At 71.1% G+C, this 21,629-nt stretch carries 23 protein-coding genes; 11 read left to right on the top strand and 12 right to left on the bottom strand.

The window, feature by feature from the left end:
- Positions 1 to 107: 107 nt before the first annotated feature.
- Positions 108 to 1,340 carry an MFS transporter gene (locus ACFVXE_RS25410; protein WP_389674395.1) on the top strand — a complete coding sequence of 411 codons (1,233 nt, stop codon included), beginning with the start codon at positions 108 to 110 and terminating at the stop codon, positions 1,338 to 1,340.
- Between the two features lie 109 nt (positions 1,341 to 1,449).
- On the opposite strand, the gene ACFVXE_RS25405 is transcribed toward ACFVXE_RS25410, so the two are convergent.
- Positions 1,450 to 2,085: a suppressor of fused domain protein gene (locus tag ACFVXE_RS25405; RefSeq protein WP_389674394.1), complete on the bottom strand. Its 636-nt coding sequence runs from the start codon at positions 2,083 to 2,085 to the stop codon at positions 1,450 to 1,452.
- Between the two features lie 409 nt (positions 2,086 to 2,494).
- Between ACFVXE_RS25405 and ACFVXE_RS25400 the strand changes: the two genes are divergently transcribed.
- Positions 2,495 to 3,610: a magnesium and cobalt transport protein CorA gene (locus ACFVXE_RS25400; RefSeq protein WP_389674392.1), complete on the top strand. Its 1,116-nt coding sequence runs from the start codon at positions 2,495 to 2,497 to the stop codon at positions 3,608 to 3,610.
- A 119-nt stretch (positions 3,611 to 3,729) separates the two neighbouring features.
- Complete coding sequence (locus tag ACFVXE_RS25395) at positions 3,730 to 4,251, top strand: hypothetical protein (RefSeq protein ID WP_389674390.1); 522 nt, start codon at positions 3,730 to 3,732, stop codon at positions 4,249 to 4,251.
- 10 nt (positions 4,252 to 4,261) lie between these two features.
- Here the strand turns inward: ACFVXE_RS25395 and ACFVXE_RS25390 are convergent, their stop codons facing one another.
- Complete coding sequence (locus ACFVXE_RS25390) at positions 4,262 to 5,026, bottom strand: hypothetical protein (RefSeq protein WP_389674389.1); 765 nt, start codon at positions 5,024 to 5,026, stop codon at positions 4,262 to 4,264.
- 220 nt (positions 5,027 to 5,246) lie between these two features.
- Here ACFVXE_RS25390 and ACFVXE_RS25385 point away from each other — a divergent pair, with 220 nt between their 5' ends.
- Genes ACFVXE_RS25385 through ACFVXE_RS25375 form a run of 3 tightly spaced genes read left to right on the top strand, consistent with a single transcriptional unit; the run spans position 5,247 to position 8,264 of the window.
- The gene (locus tag ACFVXE_RS25385; protein WP_389674388.1) at positions 5,247 to 6,521 is read left to right on the top strand and encodes a magnesium transporter MgtE N-terminal domain-containing protein; all 1,275 of its coding nucleotides are present in this window, start codon (positions 5,247 to 5,249) and stop codon (positions 6,519 to 6,521) included.
- A complete protein-coding gene (locus ACFVXE_RS25380; protein ID WP_389674386.1) occupies positions 6,511 to 7,086 on the top strand; it encodes a DUF1003 domain-containing protein in 576 nt (191 codons plus the stop codon). The genes ACFVXE_RS25385 and ACFVXE_RS25380 overlap by 11 nt, the downstream gene beginning before the upstream one ends.
- Positions 7,087 to 7,130: 44 nt before the next feature.
- On the top strand, positions 7,131 to 8,264 hold the full coding sequence (locus tag ACFVXE_RS25375) for an Mrp/NBP35 family ATP-binding protein (RefSeq protein WP_389674384.1): 1,134 nt from the start codon (positions 7,131 to 7,133) through the stop codon (positions 8,262 to 8,264).
- 155 nt (positions 8,265 to 8,419) lie between these two features.
- Here the strand turns inward: ACFVXE_RS25375 and ACFVXE_RS25370 are convergent, their stop codons facing one another.
- The 5 genes from ACFVXE_RS25370 to sigE all read right to left on the bottom strand — a co-directional run bounded on the left by ACFVXE_RS25370 (position 8,420) and on the right by sigE (position 13,389).
- The gene (locus ACFVXE_RS25370) at positions 8,420 to 9,079 is read right to left on the bottom strand and encodes a hypothetical protein (protein ID WP_389674382.1); all 660 of its coding nucleotides are present in this window, start codon (positions 9,077 to 9,079) and stop codon (positions 8,420 to 8,422) included.
- Between the two features lie 118 nt (positions 9,080 to 9,197).
- Positions 9,198 to 9,674 (bottom strand): sec-independent translocase, encoded by a 477-nt coding sequence (locus ACFVXE_RS25365; protein WP_389674381.1) that lies wholly within the window; start codon positions 9,672 to 9,674, stop codon positions 9,198 to 9,200.
- 99 nt (positions 9,675 to 9,773) lie between these two features.
- The gene (locus ACFVXE_RS25360) at positions 9,774 to 11,522 is read right to left on the bottom strand and encodes a trypsin-like peptidase domain-containing protein (RefSeq protein WP_389674379.1); all 1,749 of its coding nucleotides are present in this window, start codon (positions 11,520 to 11,522) and stop codon (positions 9,774 to 9,776) included.
- A gap of 110 nt (positions 11,523 to 11,632) precedes the next feature.
- Positions 11,633 to 12,631, bottom strand: a complete 999-nt coding sequence (locus ACFVXE_RS25355) for a zf-HC2 domain-containing protein (RefSeq protein WP_389674378.1) — start codon at positions 12,629 to 12,631, stop codon at positions 11,633 to 11,635.
- A complete protein-coding gene (gene sigE / locus ACFVXE_RS25350; protein WP_389674376.1) occupies positions 12,628 to 13,389 on the bottom strand; it encodes an RNA polymerase sigma factor SigE in 762 nt (253 codons plus the stop codon). The genes ACFVXE_RS25355 and sigE overlap by 4 nt, the downstream gene beginning before the upstream one ends.
- Before the next feature lie 182 nt (positions 13,390 to 13,571).
- On the opposite strand from sigE, the gene ACFVXE_RS25345 reads away from it, so the two are divergent.
- On the top strand, positions 13,572 to 14,237 hold the full coding sequence (locus tag ACFVXE_RS25345; protein ID WP_389674452.1) for an O-methyltransferase: 666 nt from the start codon (positions 13,572 to 13,574) through the stop codon (positions 14,235 to 14,237).
- A 164-nt stretch (positions 14,238 to 14,401) separates the two neighbouring features.
- On the opposite strand, the gene ACFVXE_RS25340 is transcribed toward ACFVXE_RS25345, so the two are convergent.
- On the bottom strand, positions 14,402 to 14,569 hold the full coding sequence (locus ACFVXE_RS25340; RefSeq protein WP_003966491.1) for a DUF3117 domain-containing protein: 168 nt from the start codon (positions 14,567 to 14,569) through the stop codon (positions 14,402 to 14,404).
- 312 nt (positions 14,570 to 14,881) lie between these two features.
- On the opposite strand from ACFVXE_RS25340, the gene ACFVXE_RS25335 reads away from it, so the two are divergent.
- Positions 14,882 to 15,694, top strand: a complete 813-nt coding sequence (locus ACFVXE_RS25335; protein ID WP_389674374.1) for an enoyl-CoA hydratase/isomerase family protein — start codon at positions 14,882 to 14,884, stop codon at positions 15,692 to 15,694.
- A 45-nt stretch (positions 15,695 to 15,739) separates the two neighbouring features.
- Here the strand turns inward: ACFVXE_RS25335 and ACFVXE_RS25330 are convergent, their stop codons facing one another.
- Positions 15,740 to 16,327, bottom strand: a complete 588-nt coding sequence (locus tag ACFVXE_RS25330; RefSeq protein WP_389674373.1) for a DNA-3-methyladenine glycosylase I — start codon at positions 16,325 to 16,327, stop codon at positions 15,740 to 15,742.
- A complete protein-coding gene (locus tag ACFVXE_RS25325) occupies positions 16,324 to 16,827 on the bottom strand; it encodes a DivIVA domain-containing protein (protein WP_389674372.1) in 504 nt (167 codons plus the stop codon). Before ACFVXE_RS25325 ends, ACFVXE_RS25330 begins: the two co-directional genes overlap by 4 nt.
- Positions 16,828 to 16,931: 104 nt before the next feature.
- Between ACFVXE_RS25325 and folP the strand changes: the two genes are divergently transcribed.
- Complete coding sequence (gene folP / locus ACFVXE_RS25320) at positions 16,932 to 17,804, top strand: dihydropteroate synthase (RefSeq protein WP_389674370.1); 873 nt, start codon at positions 16,932 to 16,934, stop codon at positions 17,802 to 17,804.
- 70 nt (positions 17,805 to 17,874) lie between these two features.
- On the opposite strand, the gene ACFVXE_RS25315 is transcribed toward folP, so the two are convergent.
- Together ACFVXE_RS25315 and dapE are read right to left on the bottom strand one after the other, a co-directional pair.
- Positions 17,875 to 18,648, bottom strand: a complete 774-nt coding sequence (locus tag ACFVXE_RS25315; RefSeq protein ID WP_389674369.1) for a TIGR00730 family Rossman fold protein — start codon at positions 18,646 to 18,648, stop codon at positions 17,875 to 17,877.
- A gap of 91 nt (positions 18,649 to 18,739) precedes the next feature.
- Positions 18,740 to 19,819: a succinyl-diaminopimelate desuccinylase gene (dapE, locus tag ACFVXE_RS25310; RefSeq protein WP_389674367.1), complete on the bottom strand. Its 1,080-nt coding sequence runs from the start codon at positions 19,817 to 19,819 to the stop codon at positions 18,740 to 18,742.
- A gap of 61 nt (positions 19,820 to 19,880) precedes the next feature.
- On the opposite strand from dapE, the gene ACFVXE_RS25305 reads away from it, so the two are divergent.
- Entirely contained in the window at positions 19,881 to 20,822 is a 942-nt protein-coding gene (locus ACFVXE_RS25305) for a hypothetical protein (protein WP_389674365.1), read from the top strand.
- Positions 20,823 to 21,108: 286 nt separating this feature from the next.
- Complete coding sequence (locus tag ACFVXE_RS25300; RefSeq protein ID WP_389674364.1) at positions 21,109 to 21,537, top strand: ATP-binding protein; 429 nt, start codon at positions 21,109 to 21,111, stop codon at positions 21,535 to 21,537.
- Positions 21,538 to 21,629: the final 92 nt, after the last annotated feature.

The following is a 21,629-nucleotide window of genomic DNA, read 5'->3' as shown; positions in this document are numbered from 1 at the left end:
TCCGCAGCGTGGCTCTCGTCCGAGATATTAGATGTAGCTTGCATTAATTAGATTCTCTAACTTATTCTGTGTATGACGCATCGATCTAATGGAGAGCGAGAAGAACCATGCCGGGAGAGGACCCGTTCGATCAGGGAACGGGCAGCATCCTGCGCCAGCCGAAGGCCGTCTGGGCCACCGCGGGCGCCTCTGTTGTCGCGTTCATGGGAATCGGCCTGGTGGACCCGATTCTGCCGTCCATCGCCAAGGGGCTGGAGGCGACACCCAGCCAGGTGTCCCTGCTCTTCACCTCGTACTTCCTGATCACCGCCTTCGCCATGCTCGTCACCGGCTTCGTCTCCAGCCGGATCGGCGGCCGCAAGACCCTCCTGACCGGCCTCGCGCTCGTCGTCGTCTTCGCCGCGCTCTCCGGCACCTCGTCGTCCGTCGGCGAGCTGGTCGGCTTCCGGGCCGGCTGGGGCCTCGGCAACGCGCTCTTCGTCTCGACGGCGCTCGCCGTGATCGTCGGCGCCGCGGCCGGGGGCAGCTCGGCGGCGATCCTGCTCTACGAGTCGGCGCTCGGCCTCGGCATGGCGTGCGGACCGCTGCTCGGCGCGCTGCTCGGCGACGCGAGCTGGCGCTACCCGTTCTTCGGCACCGCGGCGCTGATGGCGATCGGCTTCGTCTGCATCACCGCGTTCCTGAAGGAACAGCCGAGGCCCGCCCGGAAGACCTCGCTGCTCGACCCGGTCAGGGCGCTCGGCCACGGCGGCCTCGCCTCCGTCGCGACCTCGGCGTTCTTCTACAACTACGCCTTCTTCACGATCCTGGCGTTCACGCCGTTCGTGCTGAACATGACGCCCTACAAGTCCGGCGCGGTCTTCTTCGCCTGGGGTCTGCTGCTCGCCGTCTTCTCGGTGCTCGTCGCCCCCCGGCTGCAGAAGCGCTTCGGCTCGCTCAAGGTGCTCGGTGCCTCACTGGTGCTGCTCGGCGCCGACCTGCTGCTGCTCGGCTACGGCAACCACACCGCGGCCATCGTGTGCACGATCGTCTCCGGCGCCTTCATCGGCATGAACAACACCGTCTACACGGAGCTGGCGCTCGGCGTCTCGGACGCGCCGCGCCCGGTGGCGAGCGCGGGCTACAACTTCGTCCGCTGGTTCGCCGCGGCCGCCGCCCCCTACCTCGCCCCGAAGATCGAGGAGTGGAGCAACATCCACATCCCGTTCGTGGTCGCCGCGGCCGCCGCGGTCGTCGGTGCGGTGGTCATCTGGGTGCGGCGCGCGGCACTTACCCACGAGGCCGAGGAACTGGTGCCCGGGCACGCCACCGAGGACGGCGTCGCGGTCTTCGCCAACTGATCCGCGCACACCCCCTGTTCCGCCCCGCCCGCGGCTCCCCCTCCTGGCCGCGCGGCGGGGCTTCCCCGCGTCCGGCCGCCGCGCGTCCCGGTCAGGCAGGGCGTGCGGCTCAGTCCAGGGCCACGGAGCCGCGCAGCGGATCACGCAGATCGGTCCCGTGCGACAGCCACCGCTCCTGGAGCTCCTGCGCGCCGCGGACCCGCTTCCACGCCGCCTCGTTGTGCGTCATCGGCAGCAGCGGCAGGAACCGCACCGGTTCCATCGTCCCGCCCGCCCCCCGGCCGTCGTCCCCCGCGGAGCCGCTGCGCGGCGCGGGCCCGTCGAGCTCCAGGTCCTCCACCAGACCGCCGGACTCGGCGACGAGTACGGAGCTGAACGGCGCTCCGGGCCAGAGCGGCTCCCCCAGGTCCAGCGAGGCGCCGGGAGCCACGATCACCCCCTCGACCTGTGGCGAAGCCGCCAGCACGGCCAGCCCGCGGAGCACCTTGTCGGTGTCGGCGAGCCCGGCCCGCACCGAGAGGACCAGCTCGGCGCGCGGCCCCTTCACCGGATCGGCGAACGCCGCGGTCGGGTCGGACATCGGGTGGGCGGACATGCCGAGCGTGGCGTAGCGCACCACATCGCCGTCGACGAAACGGAGCACCTCGATCCGGTCCGTACCCAGGAACGTGACCGCGGCGCGCGCGTCCGGTTCGCCCAGAGCGGTCCGCAGACGGGCCTCGACCAGCGCGAGAATTTCTTCCATGTCGCGAGCATAGAACGCGTATCGAACGGGCAAAGTAAGGGATTGGCCCTGTGTCGGCTGATAGTCTTGGCCGCTGGTCGGGACAGCACGCAGAAGCGTCGCTCTCAGTCCCGGCGTCACGTCATCCCCCACGGGGGACCGGCTGGAGGAGGTGGGGCTGCAATGGATCGAAGTCGATCGTGCAGTACCAACCGCTCTTCCGCCCGACACCTTTCTTCGGTGATCTGAAGCCTTCTCGGTCAAGGCCCGGGGCATTGCGCACGACGGAAGAGCATTCCTTTTTTGCCTGTCTGTAGCGACCGCCGTCATCGCGCCGCCGCGGTGCCGCCCGCTTTGCGGATGTGAGCACACGTCCCCATTCCGGGCTGTTCCACGCGCCCGACGACGGCCCTCCGTGAAGGAGCCAGCCATGTCGATGATCCGCGACCTGCGCGCCGCCGTGCGCCCCTCCCTGCGCAAGACCAACGCGCTGCACAGCAGTTACGACGCCACCCGTGACCCGTCCGCCTCCAGCGCGGTCGTCGACTGTGCGGTCTACCGCGACGGACGGCGTCTGGCGAGCGACAGCTGCCTCACGCCGCACGAGGCGATGCTGCGGGTGCGCGAGGAGGGCGGTTTCGCCTGGATCGGCCTGCACGAGCCGACCGAGGCGGAATTCGCTGTCATCGCCCGGGAGTTCGGCCTTCACCCGCTCGCCGTCGAGGACGCCGTCCACGCCCACCAGCGGCCCAAGCTGGAGCGGTACGACGACACGCTCTTCACCGTCTTCAAGACCATCCACTACGTCGAGCACGCCGAACTCACCGCGACCAGCGAGGTCGTCGAGACCGGCGAGGTGATGTGTTTCACCGGCCGGGACTTCGTCATCACCGTCCGGCACGGCGGGCACGGCTCGCTGCGGGCGCTGCGGCACCGGCTGCAGGACGACCCGGAACTCCTCGCCAAGGGGCCCTCCGCGGTCCTGCACTCCATCGCCGACCATGTCGTCGACGGCTACATCGCGGTGGCGGGCGCCGTCCAGGACGACATCGACGAGGTGGAGATCGAGGTCTTCTCCACTCCCGCCAAGGGCAGTCCGCGCGGCTCGGACGCCGGCCGGATCTACCAGCTCAAGCGCGAGGTGCTGGAGTTCAAGCGGGCCGTCTCGCCGCTGCTGCGGCCGATGCAGCTGCTCAGCGAGCGGCCGATGCGGCTGGTCGACCCGGACATCCAGAAGTACTTCCGGGACGTCGCCGACCACCTGGCGCGGGTGCACGAAGAGGTCATCGGCTTCGACGAACTGCTGAACTCGATCCTGCAGGCCAACCTGGCGCAGGCGACCGTCGCGCAGAACGAGGACATGCGCAAGATCACCTCCTGGGCGGCCATCATCGCCGTACCGACGATGATCTGCGGCGTCTACGGCATGAACTTCGACCACATGCCTGAGCTGCGGTGGACGTACGGCTACCCGATGGTGATGGCCGTCATCGGGGTGGTCTGCTTCTCCATCCACCGCTCGCTCAAGCGCAACGGCTGGCTCTAGTGCTGTGACCGGAGCGGGCGCCGCTCCCCGATCCGGGACGATCCGGCCCGATCCGAACGGGAGGCCACCGGTCCGGGCGGCCGGCCCGTACCTGATCCGGACCTAATAGAGTTCGCGGCATGACTGCTGCCGCTGACTCGTCGCTCGGACCGGCCCTCGTCGAGGAGGCCACCAAGAAGTCCGGTCTCGTCTGGGTGCGGGGCACCGGGCCCGCACGGGCGCTGTGGCACGTATGGCACGAGGGTGCGGCGTATCTCGTCGGGGACGGTCCCGGTGAGCAGCCGCTCCCGGCCGGTCTCACCGGCGGGTCGTCCGCCGAGGTGACCGTGCGCAGCAAGGACAAGGGCGGCCGGCTGGTCTCCTGGACCGCTGCCGTGACGGAGCTGGCGCCGCACTCCGAGGAGTGGGAGGCGGCGGTCGCCGAACTCAAGGGAAAGCGGCTGAACGCGCCGGACGCCGAGCAGCTGACCGAGCGTTGGGCGCGCGAGTGCCGGGTGCTGCGGCTGACGCCCGACGGGACCCGTACGCCGCTGCCGGACACCTCGCAGGCGGCGGCCCCGCTGGAGACCCCGGCGACCACCCGTCGGCCGGTGCCGGACGCACTCCCGCGGCTGCTGCTCAAGCGCCGGCGCCGGAGCTGAGGCGGCTCCGTCAGGAGGCCGACTTGGGGAGCTGCCGCCCGTAGTCTACGGTGTCGCCCTTGGCCGGGGCCTTCAGCGTGAAGTCCAGGCCCCAGTCGGTGAGCGTGATGATGCCCCCGCCGCCGCCGCGGGCGAACCGCAGCGGGTACGGCGTGCCCTTCAGCGAGACGTCGAGCGCACCGCCCTCGCCCTTGCCGCCCAGGATCTGGACGGTGCGGACGGAGCCCACCTTGCCACGGTCGCCCTTGTCGACCTTGCCATGCAGTGTCAGCATGCCGTCGAGCAGGGTCTTCATGTCGGTGAAGCCGCGCAGTTGCTTGTACGTGGGGTCGCCCTGCGGGACCTTCACGTACTTGTCCTGGAGCTTGTCCCCCGCCGCCGCACCGGTCGCGCTGTTCCGCTCGTCCTTGTCCTGGTGGCTCCAGAAGCCGGAGTCGGCCTTCAGATAGACCGCGTCACCGATCCGCAGCAGCTCGAACGTGCTGTCCTTCGAGGTGACGGAACCCGTGCCGCCGTCCTCCTTGAGCCGCATGTTGAGCTTGTACGCGCCGCCCTTGCTGACCAGCGTGCCCGCCAGCCGCACCGCGTCCGCGGAGTCCGCCGCCGCCTGTGTCTTCTTCTCGATCTGCGTTGCCGAGAGTCTGCCGATGCCGTTGGTCCCCTTGTCCGGATCCTCGTCGCCGCACGCGGTGAGGGCTGTGGTCAGCCCCGCACAGAGCACCACGGCGAGAGCGGTCCGGCGACGGGTCCGGACGGGCGGGACGAAAGAGGTCACTGGCGCACTGCCTCTCATCTGCGTGTGGGGGATGGCAGACCGCAGCGTACCCGTGCCGCCTACGCCGTCCGGCGCAGAGCCGTACGGACGACTCCACCGGGCCGACCCGGAGCGGTACGGGCTAGCCTGATCCAGACAAAACAACGGATCAACGGATAAACGGACCGACCTCGTCTCGCGGACCGGACTCATCACCAAGGGACGGAAGGAGGCGCACGGCATGGCGGCAGGCGCCCCCCGGGTCTTCGTCTCGCATCTCGCCGGCGTCCCGGTCTTCGACCCCAACGGGGACCAGGTGGGCCGGGTCCGCGATCTGGTCGCGATGCTGCGGGTCGGCGGACGTCCGCCCCGGCTGCTCGGCATCGTCGTCGAGGTGATCAGCCGCCGCCGGATCTTCCTCCCGATGACCCGGGTGACCGGCATCGACTCGGGCCAGGTGATCACCACCGGCGTGATCAACATGCGGCGCTTCGAACAGCGTCCCACCGAGCGCCTGGTCCTGGGCGAGTTCCTGGACCGGCGGGTGCGGCTGGTGGAGACCGGCGAGGAGGTCACGGTCCTCGATGTCGCGATCCAGCAGCTCCCCGCCCGCCGCGACTGGGAGATCGACAAGTACTTCGTACGCAAGGGCAAGGGCGGGGCGCTGCGCCGCAAGGGCGAGTCGCTGACCGTCGACTGGTGGGCGGTCAGCGGGTTCTCGCTGGAGGAGCACGGGCAGGGCACCGAGTCGCTCGTCGCCACCTTCGAGAAGCTGCGCCCGACCGACGTGGCCAACGCCCTGCACCATCTGTCGCCGAAGCGCCGGGCCGAGGTCGCCGCCGCGCTCGACGACGACCGGCTCGCCGACGTCCTGGAGGAGCTGCCCGAGGACGACCAGATCGAGATCATCGGGAAGCTCCAGGAGGAACGTGCCGCCGACGTCCTGGAGGCGATGGACCCCGATGACGCCGCCGACCTGCTGTCCGAACTGCCGGAGGAGGACAAGGAGCGGCTGCTGGCACTGATGCGGCCGGACGACGCGGCGGACGTGCGACGGCTGCTGTCGTACGAGGAGCGGACCGCGGGCGGTCTGATGACCACCGAGCCGATCGTGCTGCGCCCGGACGCCACGGTCGCCGACGCGCTCGCCCGGGTCCGCCGCTCCGACCTGTCCCCGGCGCTCGCCGCCCAGGTGTACGTGTGCCGGCCGCCGGACGAGACGCCGACCGGCAAGTACCTGGGGACCGCGCACTTCCAGCGGCTGCTGCGCGATCCGCCGTTCACCCTGGTCAGCTCCATCGTCGACAGCGACCTCGTACCGCTGACCCCGGACACCCCGTTGTCGGTGGTGACCAGCTATCTGGCGGCGTACAACCTGGTCTCGGTGCCGGTGGTGGACGAGAGCGGGGCGCTGCTCGGTGCGGTGACCGTCGACGACGTCCTCGACCACCTGCTGCCGGAGGACTGGCGCGAGACCGACTTCCACGGCGAGGAGGGGGTCCCGAATGGCGGGTGAGGACCGCCCCCGGGCCTCCGGGACCGGATCGGGGCCGTCGTCGACCGGGTCGTCGGCGATGGTGCGCGCGCGGGCCCGGCTCGACCAGCCGAAGGATCCAGGGCGGCGGCTGCTGCCGGAGTACGACCCCGAGGCGTTCGGCCGGTTCTCCGAACGGATCGCCCGCTTCCTGGGCACCGGACGGTTCATCGTCTGGATGACCCTGATCATCATCATCTGGGTGCTGTGGAACATCTTCGCCCCGGTGGACCTGCGCTTCGACGAGTACCCGTTCATCTTCCTGACCCTGATGCTGTCGCTCCAGGCCTCCTACGCGGCGCCGCTCATCCTGCTCGCGCAGAACCGGCAGGACGACCGCGACCGGGTCACCCACGAGCAGGACCGCAAGCAGAACGAGCGGTCCATCGCGGACACCGAATACCTCACCCGGGAGATCGCGTCGCTGCGGATCGGGCTGGGCGAAGTCGCCACCCGGGACTGGATCCGCTCGGAACTCCAGGACCTGGTGAAGGACATGGACGAGCGGCGCGTGCTATTCCCGGCCGAGAGTGACGAAGACCGCTGACCGGGTTACCCGTGCGTAGCCGCAGGCGCCGTAACATCGTCCGTATGGCTACCGAAGACGCGGTGCGCGAAGCACTGGCGACAGTGAACGACCCGGAGATCCACCGACCGATCACCGAACTCGGCATGGTCAAGTCGGTCGAGATCGCAGCTGACGGTACGGTCGCTGTCACGGTGTATCTCACGGTCTCCGGCTGCCCGATGCGCGAGACCATCACCAAGAACGTGACCGACGCGGTGGCGAAGGTCGAAGGCGTCACCCGCGTCGACGTCACGCTCGACGTGATGAGCGACGAACAGCGCAAGGAGCTCGCCTCCTCGCTGCGCGGCGGTACCGCGGAGCGCGAGGTGCCGTTCGCCAAGCCCGGCTCGCTGACCCGGGTGTACGCCGTGGCGTCCGGCAAGGGCGGCGTCGGCAAGTCGTCCGTGACGGTGAACCTGGCGGCGGCGATGGCGGCCGACGGCCTCAAGGTCGGCGTCGTGGACGCGGACATCTACGGGCACAGCGTGCCGCGCATGCTCGGCGCGGACGGCAAGCCGACCCAGGTCGAAAACATGATCATGCCGCCGTCCTCGCACGGCGTGAAGGTCATCTCCATCGGGATGTTCACCCCGGGCAACGCCCCGGTGGTGTGGCGCGGACCGATGCTGCACCGGGCGTTGCAGCAGTTCCTCGCGGACGTGTACTGGGGCGACCTGGACGTCCTGCTGCTCGACCTGCCGCCGGGCACGGGCGACATCGCGATCTCCGTGGCACAGCTGGTGCCGAACGCGGAGATCCTCGTCGTCACGACGCCGCAGCAGGCCGCGGCCGAGGTGGCCGAGCGGGCCGGTTCGATCGCCGTACAGACCCACCAGAAGATCGTCGGTGTCGTCGAGAACATGTCGGGCATGCCGTGCCCGCACTGCGACGAGATGGTCGACGTCTTCGGCACCGGTGGCGGCCGCAAGGTGGCCGAGGGCCTGACGAAGACGGTCGGCGCCGAGGTGCCGGTGCTGGGTTCCATCCCGATCGACGTGCGCCTGCGCGAGGGCGGCGACGAGGGCAAGCCGGTGGTCCTCTCGGACCCGGACTCCCCGGCCGGCAAGGCGCTGCGCTCGATCGCGGACCGGCTGGGCGGGCGTCAGCGAGGCCTGTCGGGCATGTCGCTGGGCATCACCCCGCGCAACAAGTTCTGAACCGGGGCCCGCTGACGGGCCGCAGGCGATTCGCCGGGCGGGTTCCGCCACCCCTCCCGGCGCACTCCCCAGGGCGCCCGGCGCGGCCGGGGCCGTCCGGCGGTCGGGGCGGAGCGGTGTCCGGGTGGTTCCCGGTCACCGTCCCCGAACACCCGCTACGCGTACGACGCGATGTCCTCCACCACTGAGAACCCGAGCCCGTACGCGCTCATCCCCCGGCCGTACGCCCCGATGTGCACACCGCCGTGCGCCGAGCCGGCCAGCACCCATCCGAACTCGGACTCGCGGTAGTGGAACGTCACCGGGACCCCGTCCACCGGCAGGGACAGCACCGACCATGCGGGGCCGTCCAGATCGTCGGCGAGTTCGAACGCCGCCTCCGTCTGCTGGTCCAGCCAGTCGTCGCGCAGCGTGTGGTCCAGCTGCGGAGGCCAGGTGTACGCCAGCAGCCCCGAGCCGGCCAGCCACGCCGCCGACGACACGGTGGTCGCCTCCAGCACGCCCGTACCGTCGCCGCTGCGCCGCACGGGGCTGCTCGCCACGGTCACCACGACCGCGAACCGGTGCTTGTCCCCGGCCGAGTCGCTCCGCACCACGGGCTCCTCACCGTGTCCGGTGGAACCGTGCTGCACCGTGCCGTCCGCCGCCGTGCCGACCTGCATCAGCCAGCGCGGACCGGTGAAGGCCTCGTCCAGTCCGTACCAGGGGAACGGTGCCTGCAGATAGCCGTCGACCGTACGCCGGGCCGTCGGCGCCCCCTCCGCGGTGACTGTGCTGTGCGCACCTTCCGCGCCTACCCGACTCGTCGTCTCCATCTACCCGGCCGCCTCCTCGATCCGTAAGGTCCGCAGCGGCCCGCCCCCCTCGGGCGTCCTCACAACCGGACAGATGGAGAATAGCGATAGCGTCCGGACGAGTCGGGATTGACCAGCGTCAGGTGGCGTCTGCGTCGAACGGCGGGCGATCGTCCTTCGCGGGCTGCTCACGCTTCTTGAGCAGGTCGGGAGCGCCCGGGGACCCGTTCGCGGCAGCGATCGCCGCACCGCCCGACACGCCGCCGGCGGATTCCTTGGTCAGGCTCTCGCGGCCGTGGACGGCGTCGGCGACCTCGGACATCTCCTTGCGGAGATCAAAACTCTCGCGGATCTCCTTCAGCCCGAGGTCGTCGCTGCCGTCCATCAGCTGCTTGCGGACGAACGTCTTCGGGTTGAGGTCCTCGAACTCGAAGTCCTTGAAGGCCGGGCCCAGCTCCGTACGGATGTCTTCCTTGGCGCTGTCGGAGAACTCACGGACCTTGCGGATGAAGCGCGACGCGTCCTGGATGACCTTGGGCAGCTTGTCCGGGCCGAAGATCAGCACGCCGAGGACAGCGAGCGTCACCAGCTCTAGTGCGCCTATGTCATTGAACACCTTGTTGCTCCTCGTGTTCCCCGAGCCCAGGTCGGATGAGGTCCGGACCCGGCCAACGGTACCCGTCGAAACTGTCCGGGCGGTAGCGTCCCGGGGACGTCACGTGCCGGTTGCCGACCCCAGGGTCAAAGTCATGGACAGGTCTTTACCACCCCGGGTCAGCCCGAGGGCCAACCGGTCACCCGGACGGTGCGCGCGGATCTTCACGATCAGTTCCTCGCCGCTGTGCACCGGTTGCCCGTCCACCTCGGTGATGATGTCGCCCGGCCTGATGCCGGCCTTCGCCCCGGGGCCGCCGGGCGTCACCGAGGGCTTGCCCTCCGCACCCTTCGCCCCCACCTTCGCCCCGTCACCGGTGTACTCCATGTCCAATGTGACACCGATCACCGGATGTGTGGCTTTCCCGGTGTTGATCAGCTCTTCGGCGACCCGCTTGCCCTGGTTGATCGGGATGGCGAAGCCGAGGCCGATGGAACCGGCCTGACCGCCTTCGGTCGTCGAACCGCTGTCGGCGGCGCGGATGGCGCTGTTGATCCCGATGACATGGGCGTCGGTGTCGACGAGCGGGCCACCGGAGTTGCCCGGGTTGATGGGGGCGTCGGTCTGCAGCGCGTCGACGTAGCTGATGTCGCTGCCGTCGCCCTTCTCGCCGCCCGCGGTGATCGGCCGGTCCTTGGCGCTGATGATCCCGGAGGTGACGGTGTTGGACAGGTCGAAGGGGGCGCCGATGGCCACCACCGGATCGCCGACCTGCACGTTGTCGGAGTTGCCCAGCGGCAGCGGCTTGAGTCCTGAGACGCCTCTGACCTTGACCACGGCCAGGTCGTACCCGCTGTCCTTGCCGACGACCTCGCCGCGCGCGGTCTCGCCACCGCTGAACGTCACCGTGATCTCGCCCGAGGAACCGGCCGGGGCGACGACGTGGTTGTTGGTCAGGATGTGGCCCGCGGTGTCGAGGACGAATCCGGTGCCGGTGCCGGATTCGGTGGTGCCGCTGACATGGATGGTGACCACGCTGGGCAGGGCGCTGGCGGCGATGCCCGCGACGCTGTCCGGGGCGCGGCCGCCGCTGTTCCGGGCGGTCTGCGGAAGCTCGACCGTGGTCAGACCGCCGTTGCGTTCGACGTAGGCGCCGATGCCGCCGCCGATGCCGCCCGCGACCAGGGCCAGCAGCAGCGCGCCGACGAGCAGGGAACCACGCCGGCTCCTCCCGCGCGCACCGTCGGAGCCGAGGGGCGGGCCGGGGTGCGTCAGCGGCCGGCGGGGCGCTCCCCAGGGGTCGTACTGCAGCCACTGCGAGGGCTGGGGCACGGGCGCTGCGAAGGCCGGGGGCGCCGGGGTGTGCGCGGGGACCGGGGGCATGCCCGCGCCGTTCGTCCCCGCTGCCGCGTACGGCGGGGGTACCGGGGTGCCGTGGGCCGGGGTCGGGAGGGGGCGCTGTACGGGCGGTGCGGGCGCCCAGGGGCCGGGACCGCCGTACGGCGGGGTGCTGTACTGATCGGGTTCGTGCAACGGCGTCGCCGCGCCGGCGGGTGTGCGGGCCGGCGCCGCGGATGCCTGCGTGACCGGCTCGGGGGCTATCGGCTCGGCGATCACGGACTCGGGCGCCGACGGCTGCGCGGGCACCACCGGCCCGGGCGGCGTGGACGGTTCGGGGACCACGGGTGCCGGGCTCGCGCCCGCCGTCTCCGTGGTGTCCGGGTGACCGGCCGCCGTGTCCACGGCCCCCGCCTCGTCGACCGGTCCCGGTGCCGCGCCGGCGTCCTGCGGCGCCGAAAGACCGGCTCGCCCCTGCACGGGGCGACTCCACCACTTGACCTTCGGCCCGGTGGGCTTCCCGTCGTCCATGTTCTCCCCGCAACCGCCGCAACCGGCCTCTGCACGCCCGCGAAAGGCCGTGCCTCCCGGAATTCCTCCCGGGATTCAACCAGGTTTACGAAGGGCCGCGCAGATCCCGGTCACTGCCGGGCCGAAAGCGGCAGACGCTGATCGGCGGAGCCGGGCAGCACCGCGGCCGAGGCGGGCGTCCGCGAGGACGTCGGCGAGGCGGTGGGGCCCGTGGGGCCCACGGGATTCGCGCCGCTGCCGAGCACCTGGGTGAAGAGCGGGCTGGTGGCGGTCGGGCGTATCAGGGGGGCCGCGGAGACATCGGCCAGTACCGAGGCGGCGAACGGGTTGGGCGAGAGCCGACCGGTGCCGAACAGGGCGGGAACGGGGGTGGCGGTGTCCGACGGCAGACTCGCGGCGGCGGTGGCGCCGGTGCCGGGTGCGGCGGGCGCCCTGAGACCACCCGCGCGGCGGCTGGTCACCCGGCCGCTCTCGGCACGCGCGGTGGCGTCGAGCGGGGTCACGTTGTTTCCGGCGCCCTCGGCTCGGACCGGGGCGTCGGGCCCCGCCTCCGTCGGCAGGGCGCCGCCCAGTGCGATGGCGGCGAGCGACACGGCGCTGGCGGCGGCGAAGGCGAACCTCCGGCCGCGCCACGGCGAACGGTCGCCGTCCCGGCCCGCCTCATGGATCCGGAGCGCCGAACGCGGACCGCCGGCCGGCAGGACGGCCGCCGAGCCGTGCGGAGTCGGGAGATAGCCGAAACCGTCCAGCGGCGAACGGCTCGACGACGAGCCGGTGCGGCTGCCCGGGGGCTGCATCACGGGGAAGATTCCGTCGCCGAACCGCCCGGAGCCGCCGAACGGTCTTCCGTGACCGTCGTCGTCACCTCCCGGTCCCCCGGGAAGGCCCTGCAGCCGGGCGAGGAACCCCTCGGACGGCGAAGGCGGGGCGGACTGCGCGAAGACGCTCTTGAGCCGTCGCTGGGCGGCGGCCTCGGCCTTGCACTTGGCGCAGGTCGCGAGATGGGCGAGCACCCGTTCACGGGCGTCGTGTTTGAGCTCGCCGTCGACAAGCGCGGCGAGGCGGTCCCCCAGGTGCTGTTCCGCGGGGGTCGGACCTGTGCCGCTCACGCCGATCCGCCCTCCCCCGCGACCATCGCGCCGGCCAGTGAGCGCTGCTCGGCGCGCGCCTCCGGAGAACGGTGCCGCAGGGCCTTGCGCAGGTGCGAGCGCCCACGGTGGATACGGCTGCGCACGGTGCCGAGCTTCACACCGAGAGTTGCGGCGATCTCCTCGTACGAAAGTCCCTCGATGTCACAGAGCACGACCGCGGCGCGGAATTCGGGCGCCAGGGTGTCCAGCGCCTGCTGCACGTCCGCATCGAAGTGGGTGTCGTTGAAGACCTGCTGCGGGGACGGGTCGCGGCTCGGCAGGCGCTCGGCGGCGTCGTCACCGAGGGAGTCGAAACGGATCCGCTGCTTACGGCGGACCATGTCCAGGAACAGGTTGGTCGTGATGCGGTGCAGCCAGCCCTCGAAGGTGCCGGGCGTGTAGGTCGACAGCGAGCGGAACACCCGGACGAAGACTTCCTGGGTGAGGTCCTCGGCGTCGTGCTGGTTACCTGTCAGCCGGTAGGCAAGGCGGTAGACACGACCGCTGTGCGTGCTGACGATCTCTTCCCATGTGGGCGGCGTCCACGCCTGGGAGTCCGCATCTGAGGCGAAGGTCGCGGTCGGAGCGGAGTCGTTGGAAGAACGGTCAGCAATGTTGGTCACGGATTTCGGCTCACCCGCCGACCTGAGGAAGCGCCGTAGCACTCCTCCCCGGTCCACAGGCGCAGCCGCACCTCCCCTGTCGGCTCCGGTGGTGTCCAGTGGAGTCCCTACCATAGCCACCTCGCCCGTTAGCTCCGTATAAGCCTTTTTCCTGCCGGAGCAGGGGGTCCTCCCGGGAACCGCCGGCCCATGATTCCCGGGCCCGGTCTGCGGGCCGGATCCACGGGCTTCACCCCGCCCTCTCATAACGCGCGGTCCCATCTGCGGGTTCCCGGGTGCAGCGGATACAGTCACCGTTGCGCCAACTACGGGGACAGGAGAGGGTCATTACCGCCAACCGGCAGACGAGCTGGGCGTTCGCCGACGCCTTTGTCGCCGAGGACGAAGCACTGCGCTGGGCCAGGGACCGGGCCCGCGACGCAGGACTTCGCTCGGTGTCACCGGGCACCGGCGCAGCGCTGCGCCTGCTCGCTGCCACGACGGACGCCAAAGCGGTGGCGGAGATCGGCACCGGGACCGGCGTGTCCGGCATCTATCTGCTGCACGGGATGCGGCCGGACGGTGTGCTGACCACGGTCGATCCGGAACCCGAGCGGCAGCAGTTCGCCCGCGAGGCGTTCCGCGCCTCGGGGTTCGCGGCCAATCGGGCCCGATTCATCCCCGGCCGGGCCCTGGACGTACTTCCGCGCCTCGCGGACGGCGGATACGACCTCGTGTTCTGCGACGGCGACCGGCTGGAGAGCCTGGACTGCCTCGCCGAATCGTTGCGCCTGCTGCGCCCGGGTGGCCTGGTCTGTTTCGAGGGGGTCTTCGCGGACGGCCGTACGGTCGACTCGGCGGCGCAGCCCGCCGAGGTGCTGCGGCTGCGGGAGCTGCTGCGGGCGGTGCGCGAGAGCCAGGAACTGATGTCCACGTTGTTGCCGGTGGGCGACGGACTGCTGTGCGCCGTCCGGCGAGGGTGACCCGTTCGCTCGCGGTCCGCTGTTCCTGACGGCGCGACCGGGCACCCGCGCGCCCCGGCCGCATGTCCGAAAATCGTTGTCCGGCCGGGCCTGCCGCCGGATGCGTCACTGCCCCGGCACGGAAGTCCGTACCGGGGCAGCGAAAAAGTGTGGGCGCCTCTGCGTCAGCCGACGACCTTCTTGAGGGCGTCGCCGAGCGCATCGGCCTCGTCCGGAGTCAGCTCCACGACAAGCCGACCGCCGCCTTCGAGCGGAACGCGCATGACGATGCCCCGCCCCTCCTTGGTCACCTCGAGCGGGCCGTCGCCCGTCCGCGGCTTCATGGCCGCCATGCTCGTTCCCCTTCCTGAAACCAGCTCATATCAACCGGCGGCCCCATGACAGGCGCTGTGTCACCGGCATCGAACACATTGCTTCCAGGCCATTATCCCGCATGGCAGACCCCGATGACCAACATCGGTCTGCATCGCTTGCGCAACGCGCTCACTCAAAACCACCCAATTCGGCGATCCGACTGCGATACTCCGTCTCCTTCATCCCGCCATCGGGGCGCAATCGTTAGACGCAGGTCACATGTTCGCCCTCCGTGGAGTCGGCCATGCTTGCCTCGACAGGCATTGCCCGAGGCGCGAAGGGGACAGCAAATGGCGGACAACGTGGCCGACACCGTGCTCTACGAAGTGACGGACGGACTCGCGACGATCACGATCAACCGTCCGGACGCGATGAACGCCATGAACACGGCGGCCAAGGTGGCGCTCCGTGACGCTCTGCAGTCGGCCGCGGCCGACTCCGCCGTCCGGGCGGTACTGCTCACCGCGACCGGGCGCGCCTTCTGCGTCGGCCAGGACCTCAAGGAACACGTCTCCACGCTGGCCGCCACCCGCGACGCGGGCTCCGGGAACGCGCTGAGCACCGTGCAGGAGCACTACAACCCGGTCGTGCGGGCGATCACCGAGATGGAGAAGCCTGTCGTCGCCGGGGTGAACGGCGTCGCCGCCGGCGCGGGCTTCGGCTTCGCGCTCGCCTGCGACTACCGGGTGGTGGCCGACACCGCGTCCTTCAACACCTCGTTCGCCGGGGTCGCGCTCACCGCCGACTCGGGCGTCTCCTGGACGCTGCCCCGGCTGATCGGTGGGAGCCGCGCCGCCGATCTGCTGCTCTTCCCCCGCTCGATCTCCGCGCAGGACGCCTACGAGCTGGGCATCGTGAACAAACTGGTGCCCGCCGCCGACCTGGCCGCCGAGGCACTGGCGGTGGCCCGCAGGCTGGCGGACGGCCCCACGGTGGCCTACGCGGCCCTCAAGGCGTCGCTGTCCTACGGCGCCGGCCACACGCTGGGCGAGACGCTGGAGAAGGAGGACGAGCTCCAGACGAGGGCGGGCGCGTCGGAGGACCACGCCATCGCGGTGCAGGCGTTCCTGGACAAGGCGAAGCCGAAATACCTGGGGCGCTGACCGGGTGCGGGGCCGGCCCCGCGGCGCCGGCCCCGCACGGTGCGTCTATGCCTCGGTGGACCGGGCCACGCAGCCGGCCAGGTGGTCGTCGACCAGGCCGCACGCCTGCATCAGGGCGTAGGCCGTGGTGGGGCCGATGAAGCGCAGACCGCGCTTCTTGAGGTCCTTGGCGAGGGCCGTGGACTCCGGGGTGACCGCCGGGACGTCGCCGACGGTACGGGGGGCGGGGCGGGCGGCCCGGTCGGGCGCGTACGACCAGATCAGCGCGTCCAGCTCGCCGTCCGGCCACGCGGCCAGCACCTTGGCGTTGGCGAGGGTCGCCTCGATCTTCGCGCGGTTGCGGATGATCCCGGCGTCGGCGAGGAGGCGTTCCTCGTCGGCGTCGGTGAACTCCGCCACCGCGGAGATCTTGAACCCGGCGAAGGCACTGCGGAAGCCCTCCCGGCGGCGCAGGATCGTCAGCCAGGACAGCCCGGACTGGAACGCCTCCAGGCAGAGCCGCTCGAACAGGGCGTCGTCCCCGTGGACGGGACGGCCCCATTCGGTGTCGTGGTACGCCAGGTAGTCATCGGTGGAGAGCCCCCACGGGCAGCGGGGCCTGCCGTCCGCCGCCGGTTCGACACCGCCGCTCATCGCTGCGGCTCCTCGTCGGTCCGGGGCCCGGCTTCCGGTCCGGCTTGCGGCCCGGTGCGCGGCCAGGACCGCGGACCCGAGCGCGGGTCGGGGTCCGGTTCGGCGTGCGACGCGGGGTGCTGCGCCTGCCACGGTGCCCGCTTCGGCTCGGGCCGGTCCTGCAGTTCCTTGAGGAGTCCGGCCCCGCCCACCGCGGTCGCCTGCGCACCGGCGAGCGCCGACTCGAGTTCGGCGATCCGGGCGTCCCGTTCGGTCAGTTCGGCGGCGAGCCGGTCGAGCGCGTCGTCGACGTCCGCCATCCGGTATCCACGGGGCGCCATCGGGAGCCTCAGCGCCTCAATGTCCGCGCGGCCGACCGGCCGGTTCGCCGGCAGCGGGTCGGTCAGCTGCTCGGGTGCCACCTCCTGCAGGACGGCGCTCTTCCCCCCGCCGACCACCGCGAGGGTGACCGCGGCCACGACCACCACCATCGCCAGCAGCAAGAACCAGAACACGCGCATCTCCCCTGGAGCCGAAACCTGTCCGGGTCCGATCGTGCCATGCGGTGCTGACAGTTAGGGTCGCAGACGACCACGGAGCGATCTGTCCAAAGGAGATTCACGGGATGCGAAGCGGTGCGCTCAGGCTGGGACGGCGCGAATTCGGGGCGCACGAGCCAGTGATCATGGCGATCGTGAACCGCACTCCGGACTCCTTCTACGACCAGGGAGCGACCTTCCGCGACGAGCCCGCGCTCGACCGGGTGGAACAGGCGGTCGCGGAGGGCGCCGCGATCGTCGACATCGGCGGGGTGAAGGCCGGCCCCGGCGAGGAGGTGACCGCCGAGGAGGAGGCCCGTCGCACGGTCGGGTTCGTCGCCGAGGTCCGCAGGCGTCACCCCGATGTGGTCATCAGCGTCGACACCTGGCGTCACGACGTCGGTGCGGCGGTCTGCGAGGCCGGTGCGGATGTGCTGAACGACGCGTGGGGCGGGGTCGACCCCAAGCTCGCGGAGGTCGCGGCGCGGTACGGGGCGGGGCTGGTGTGCACCCATGCGGGCGGCGCCGAGCCGCGGACCCGGCCGCACCGGATCGCGTACGACGACGTGATGGCGGACATCCTGCGGGTGACGGTCGGGCTGGCCGAGCGGGCCGTGGAGCTCGGGGTCAGGCCGGACGGCATCATGATCGACCCCGGCCACGACTTCGGGAAGAACACCCGGCACTCGCTGGAGGCGACGCGGCGGCTCGGCGAGATGACGGAGACCGGCTGGCCCGTCCTCGTATCGCTGTCCAACAAGGACTTCGTCGGGGAGACGCTCGACCGGCCCGTGAAGGAACGGCTGATCGGGACGCTGGCGACGACCGCGGTGTCCGCGTGGCTCGGGGCTCAGGTGTACCGGGTGCACGAGGTGGCGGAGACGCGGCAGGTGCTGGACATGGTCGCGTCGATCGCGGGGCACCGGCCCCCGGCGGTCGCGCGGCGCGGGCTGGCCTGAGAGCTCGCCCGGTACGCGGGGCGGGGTCCGGGCCGGCGCCGTCCGGACCGGGCCCCGCCCACCCCGTCCCTCAGTCGCCGGAGAGGTTCGGCTTCACCACCCCGACCTCCTTCGTGACCAGGTTGACCGCCTCGTCCACGTCGTCCGTGACGTGGAAGAGCAGCAGGTCCTTCTCGGACGCCTTCCCCTGCGCCACCACCGTGTCCCGCAGCCAGTCCACCAGGCCGCCCCAGTACGCGGTGCCGAAGAGGACGATCGGGAAGCGGGTCACCTTGCCCGTCTGGACGAGGGTGAGCGCCTCGAAGAGTTCGTCCAGCGTGCCGAGGCCGCCCGGCAGGACGACGAAGCCCTGCGCGTACTTCACGAACATCGTCTTGCGGACGAAGAAGTAGCGGAAGTTCACGCCGATGTCGACGTGCGGGTTGAGCCCGGACTCGAAGGGCAGCTCGATACCGAGGCCGACCGAGACGCCCTTCGCCTCCCGTGCCCCCTTGTTCGCCGCCTCCATCGCTCCTGGACCGCCCCCGGTGATCACCGCGAAACCGGCTTCGACCAGTGCCTTGCCGATCCGTACGCCCGCCTCGTAGTCAGGTCCGCCGACCGGACTGCGGGCGGAGCCGAAGACGCTGATCGCGCTCGGCAGCTCGGCGAGCGCGCCGAAGCCTTCGACGAACTCCGACTGGATGCGCATCACCCGCCAGGGATCGGTGTGCACCCACTCGGAATCGCCCTCGGAGTCCAGCAACCGCTGATCGGTGGTGCCGGGCTGTACCTGTTCCCTGCGGCGCAGTACCGGACCCTGGCGCTGCTCCTCGGGTACCTGCTCTCCCTCGGGGTTGCCCATGACCTGCTCCCTCCGACGACGTGACGCCATGACGACGTGCTTGTCAGTCAGGGTAGATCTACGGAGGTTACGGACAGGGGAATGCCGTGGGTCAGCTGGTGAGCCAGGAGCGGAGCCGGTTCTCGCAGTGGGTGATCCGGTCGACGGCCACGTGCTCGTTGCGCTTGTGCGCGAGGAGCGCGTCCCCGGGGCCGTAGTTCACCGCGGGGACACCGAGCGAACCGAAGCGGGAGACGTCCGTCCAGCCGAACTTGGGCTGGGCGGTGCCGCCGACCGCCTCCATGAACGCCTTGGCCGCCGGGTGGGAGAGCCCGGGCATCGCCGCGCCGGAGTGGTCGTCGACCTCGATCTCGGCGACGCCGCAGTCCGCGAAGACCTCGTGGACGTGCGCGACGGCGTCCTCCGGACTGCGGTCGGGGGCGTACCGGTAATTGACCACGACGGTGCAGGCGTCGGGAATCACGTTGGTGGCGACGCCTCCCTCGATCCCCACGGCGTTCAGGCCCTCCCGGTACTCCAGCCCGTCGATGACCGGCCGGCGCGGTTCGTACGCGGCGAGGCGCGCGAGCACCGGGGCCGCGGCGTGGATCGCGTTGGCCCCCATCCAGCTGCGTGCGGAGTGGGCCCGCTCCCCCTCCATGCGGAGATGGACCCGCAGGGTGCCCTGGCAGCCGCCCTCGACCTGGCCGTCGGAGGGTTCGAGGAGGACCGCGAAGTCGCCCGTCAGCCAGTCCGGGTGGGCGTCGGCGACGTGGCCGAGTCCGTTGAGGTGCGCGGCGACCTCCTCGTTGTCGTAGAAGACGAAGGTGAGGTCGCGGTTGGGCTCGGGCACCGTCGCGGCGATTCTCAGCTGGACGGCGACGCCCGACTTCATGTCGGAGGTGCCGCATCCCCAGAGCACGCCGTTCCCGTCGAGCCGGGACGGGACGTTGCCGGCGATCGGAACGGTGTCGATGTGTCCGGCCAGCACGACGCGTTCGGCGCGGCCCAGTTCCGTCCTCGCCACCACGTTGTTGCCGTACCGGTCGACGGTCAGGTGCGGGAGTGAGCGGAGCGCCGTCTCGATCGCGTCGGCCAGCTCCTTCTCGTCTCCGCTGACCGACGGGAAGTCGACGAGCCGGGCGGTGAGGGCCGGGCCGTCCAGGGTGAGGTCGAGCTCGCTATCGGGCATGGACCCGACCCTAAGGGACTTCGCGCGCGGCCCGGTCCGGGCCCTCCAGTACGGTTGGCCCGTGCCCCGGACCGCTTCCTCCGCCCGCCGACACACCGGCCGCAGTCGTCTCCTGCGTATCGCAGCTGCCTTCGCCGTGCTCGTGGCCCTGGCCGGTTATCTGACCGCGCAGTACATCTCCGGCAACAAGGGCGTCGAGCGGTGCGTCGTGCAGTCCGCCGACGGCTCGTCGGGGCGGGGGCACGCGTACCGGCTGAGCCCGGAGCAGGCCGCGAACGCGGCGACGATCTCCGCGGTCGGCACCACGCGTGGAATGCCGGAACGTGCCGTGACGATCGCACTGGCGACCGCCTTGCAGGAGTCCGGGCTGCGCAACATCCGGCACGGCGACCGGGACTCGCTGGGGCTGTTCCAGCAGCGCCCCTCGCAGGGCTGGGGCACCGAGCGGCAGATCCTGGACCCGGTCTACTCGGCCGGGAGTTTCTACCGCCATCTGGCCGAGGTGCCCGGCTACTCACGGCTGCCGCTGACGGTCGCCGCGCAACGGGTCCAGCGCAGCGGCTTCCCGCAGGCCTACGCGAAGCACGAGCCGGATGCCGCGCTGCTGGCCGCCGCGCTGACCGGCCGTACGCCCGCCGCGCTGACCTGCACTCCGACGCAGACGGCGGCCGGTCCCGCCGACGCGGCCAAGGTGCGGTCGGCGCTGGCCCGGGACTTCGGCAGGAGCGTGCTGCCCGCCACGGCCCGTGCGGCCGACGGGGCGGCGGGCGGGGCACCGGCGGCGAGCACGGTCTCGGTACCCGTGAAGCCGGGGCGGGCCGCCGGGGACGGCGGCAGGGCACGGCGCGGCTGGGAGCTGGCGCACTGGGCGGTCGCACAGGCCGAGACGCTGGGCATCGACGAGGTCGGCTACGCGGGCCAGGTGTGGCAGGCAGGTTCGGGCTGGCGGACGGAGCGTAAGGAATCGGGCACCACACAGGTCCGGATAGGGCTCGTTCGCTAGTGCGGACGGTCCCTCGTAAGAGCCATCCGGGCTTTCCGGTCCGGGCCGTCGGCCGGCCTCGTTCCGCAATCCCTTTCAGGGCGTCAATTTCCTTGCCGCAAAGGGAAGTGACGGTTCATCGGGTCATGGCGTCCGGCGCTGTTTGCCCGGGTTCCTCCGTTGCCGATTATGTGACGCATTGCTGACTCTTTACCTCGGTTCACCGCAACCTCTCCCTCCCCCACGACGGTTGTCATTGCGTCCGGTCAACGGACAGACAGAATTCACATCCCGTCGAAGGAGCATCATGTCCCTCCCCCTGACCCGTCGGATCGCCCGTGCCGCGCTGCTGATCGCGGCGGGTGCAGCTCCCGTGGTCGGTGCGGCCGGCGCCGCAGGTGCCGCGGAGCTCCCGCAGACCCCGGACCTCGGCGGTCTGACCACGGTCGACGGCGCCGGCCTCGGCAAGGCCGTCGACGGTGCCTCCGAGCAGGGCACCGAGGTCGCGGGCGCCACCGGCGGCAAGATCGTCGGAACGGCCCTCCCGGCCGCGCGCAAGACCGTCGGCGGCACGGGCCACAAGGCCGCTCCCGCCGCCAAGAAGGCCACCGGAAGCACCACGAGCACCGCCGGCGACCTGGTCGCCGGAGCCACCGGCGCCAAGCCCGGGGGCGCTCTGCCTACCGGCGGTCTCACCGGCGGCCTGCTGCCGAAGCAGGGCCTGCCGATCGGCTGATCCGGCCGGTCCCACACCTGCGCGAGGGCCTCGGGAGTCCCTACTCCCGAGGCCCACGCGCGGTTCGTGTGCGGGTCAGGTCAGTCGCTTGG

Source organism: Streptomyces sp. NPDC058231, assembly GCF_042882275.1.
GTDB lineage: Bacteria > Actinomycetota > Actinomycetes > Streptomycetales > Streptomycetaceae > Streptomyces.
Note: the sequence above shows the minus strand (reverse complement) of the source record. Positions and strands in the feature narration are given on the sequence as shown.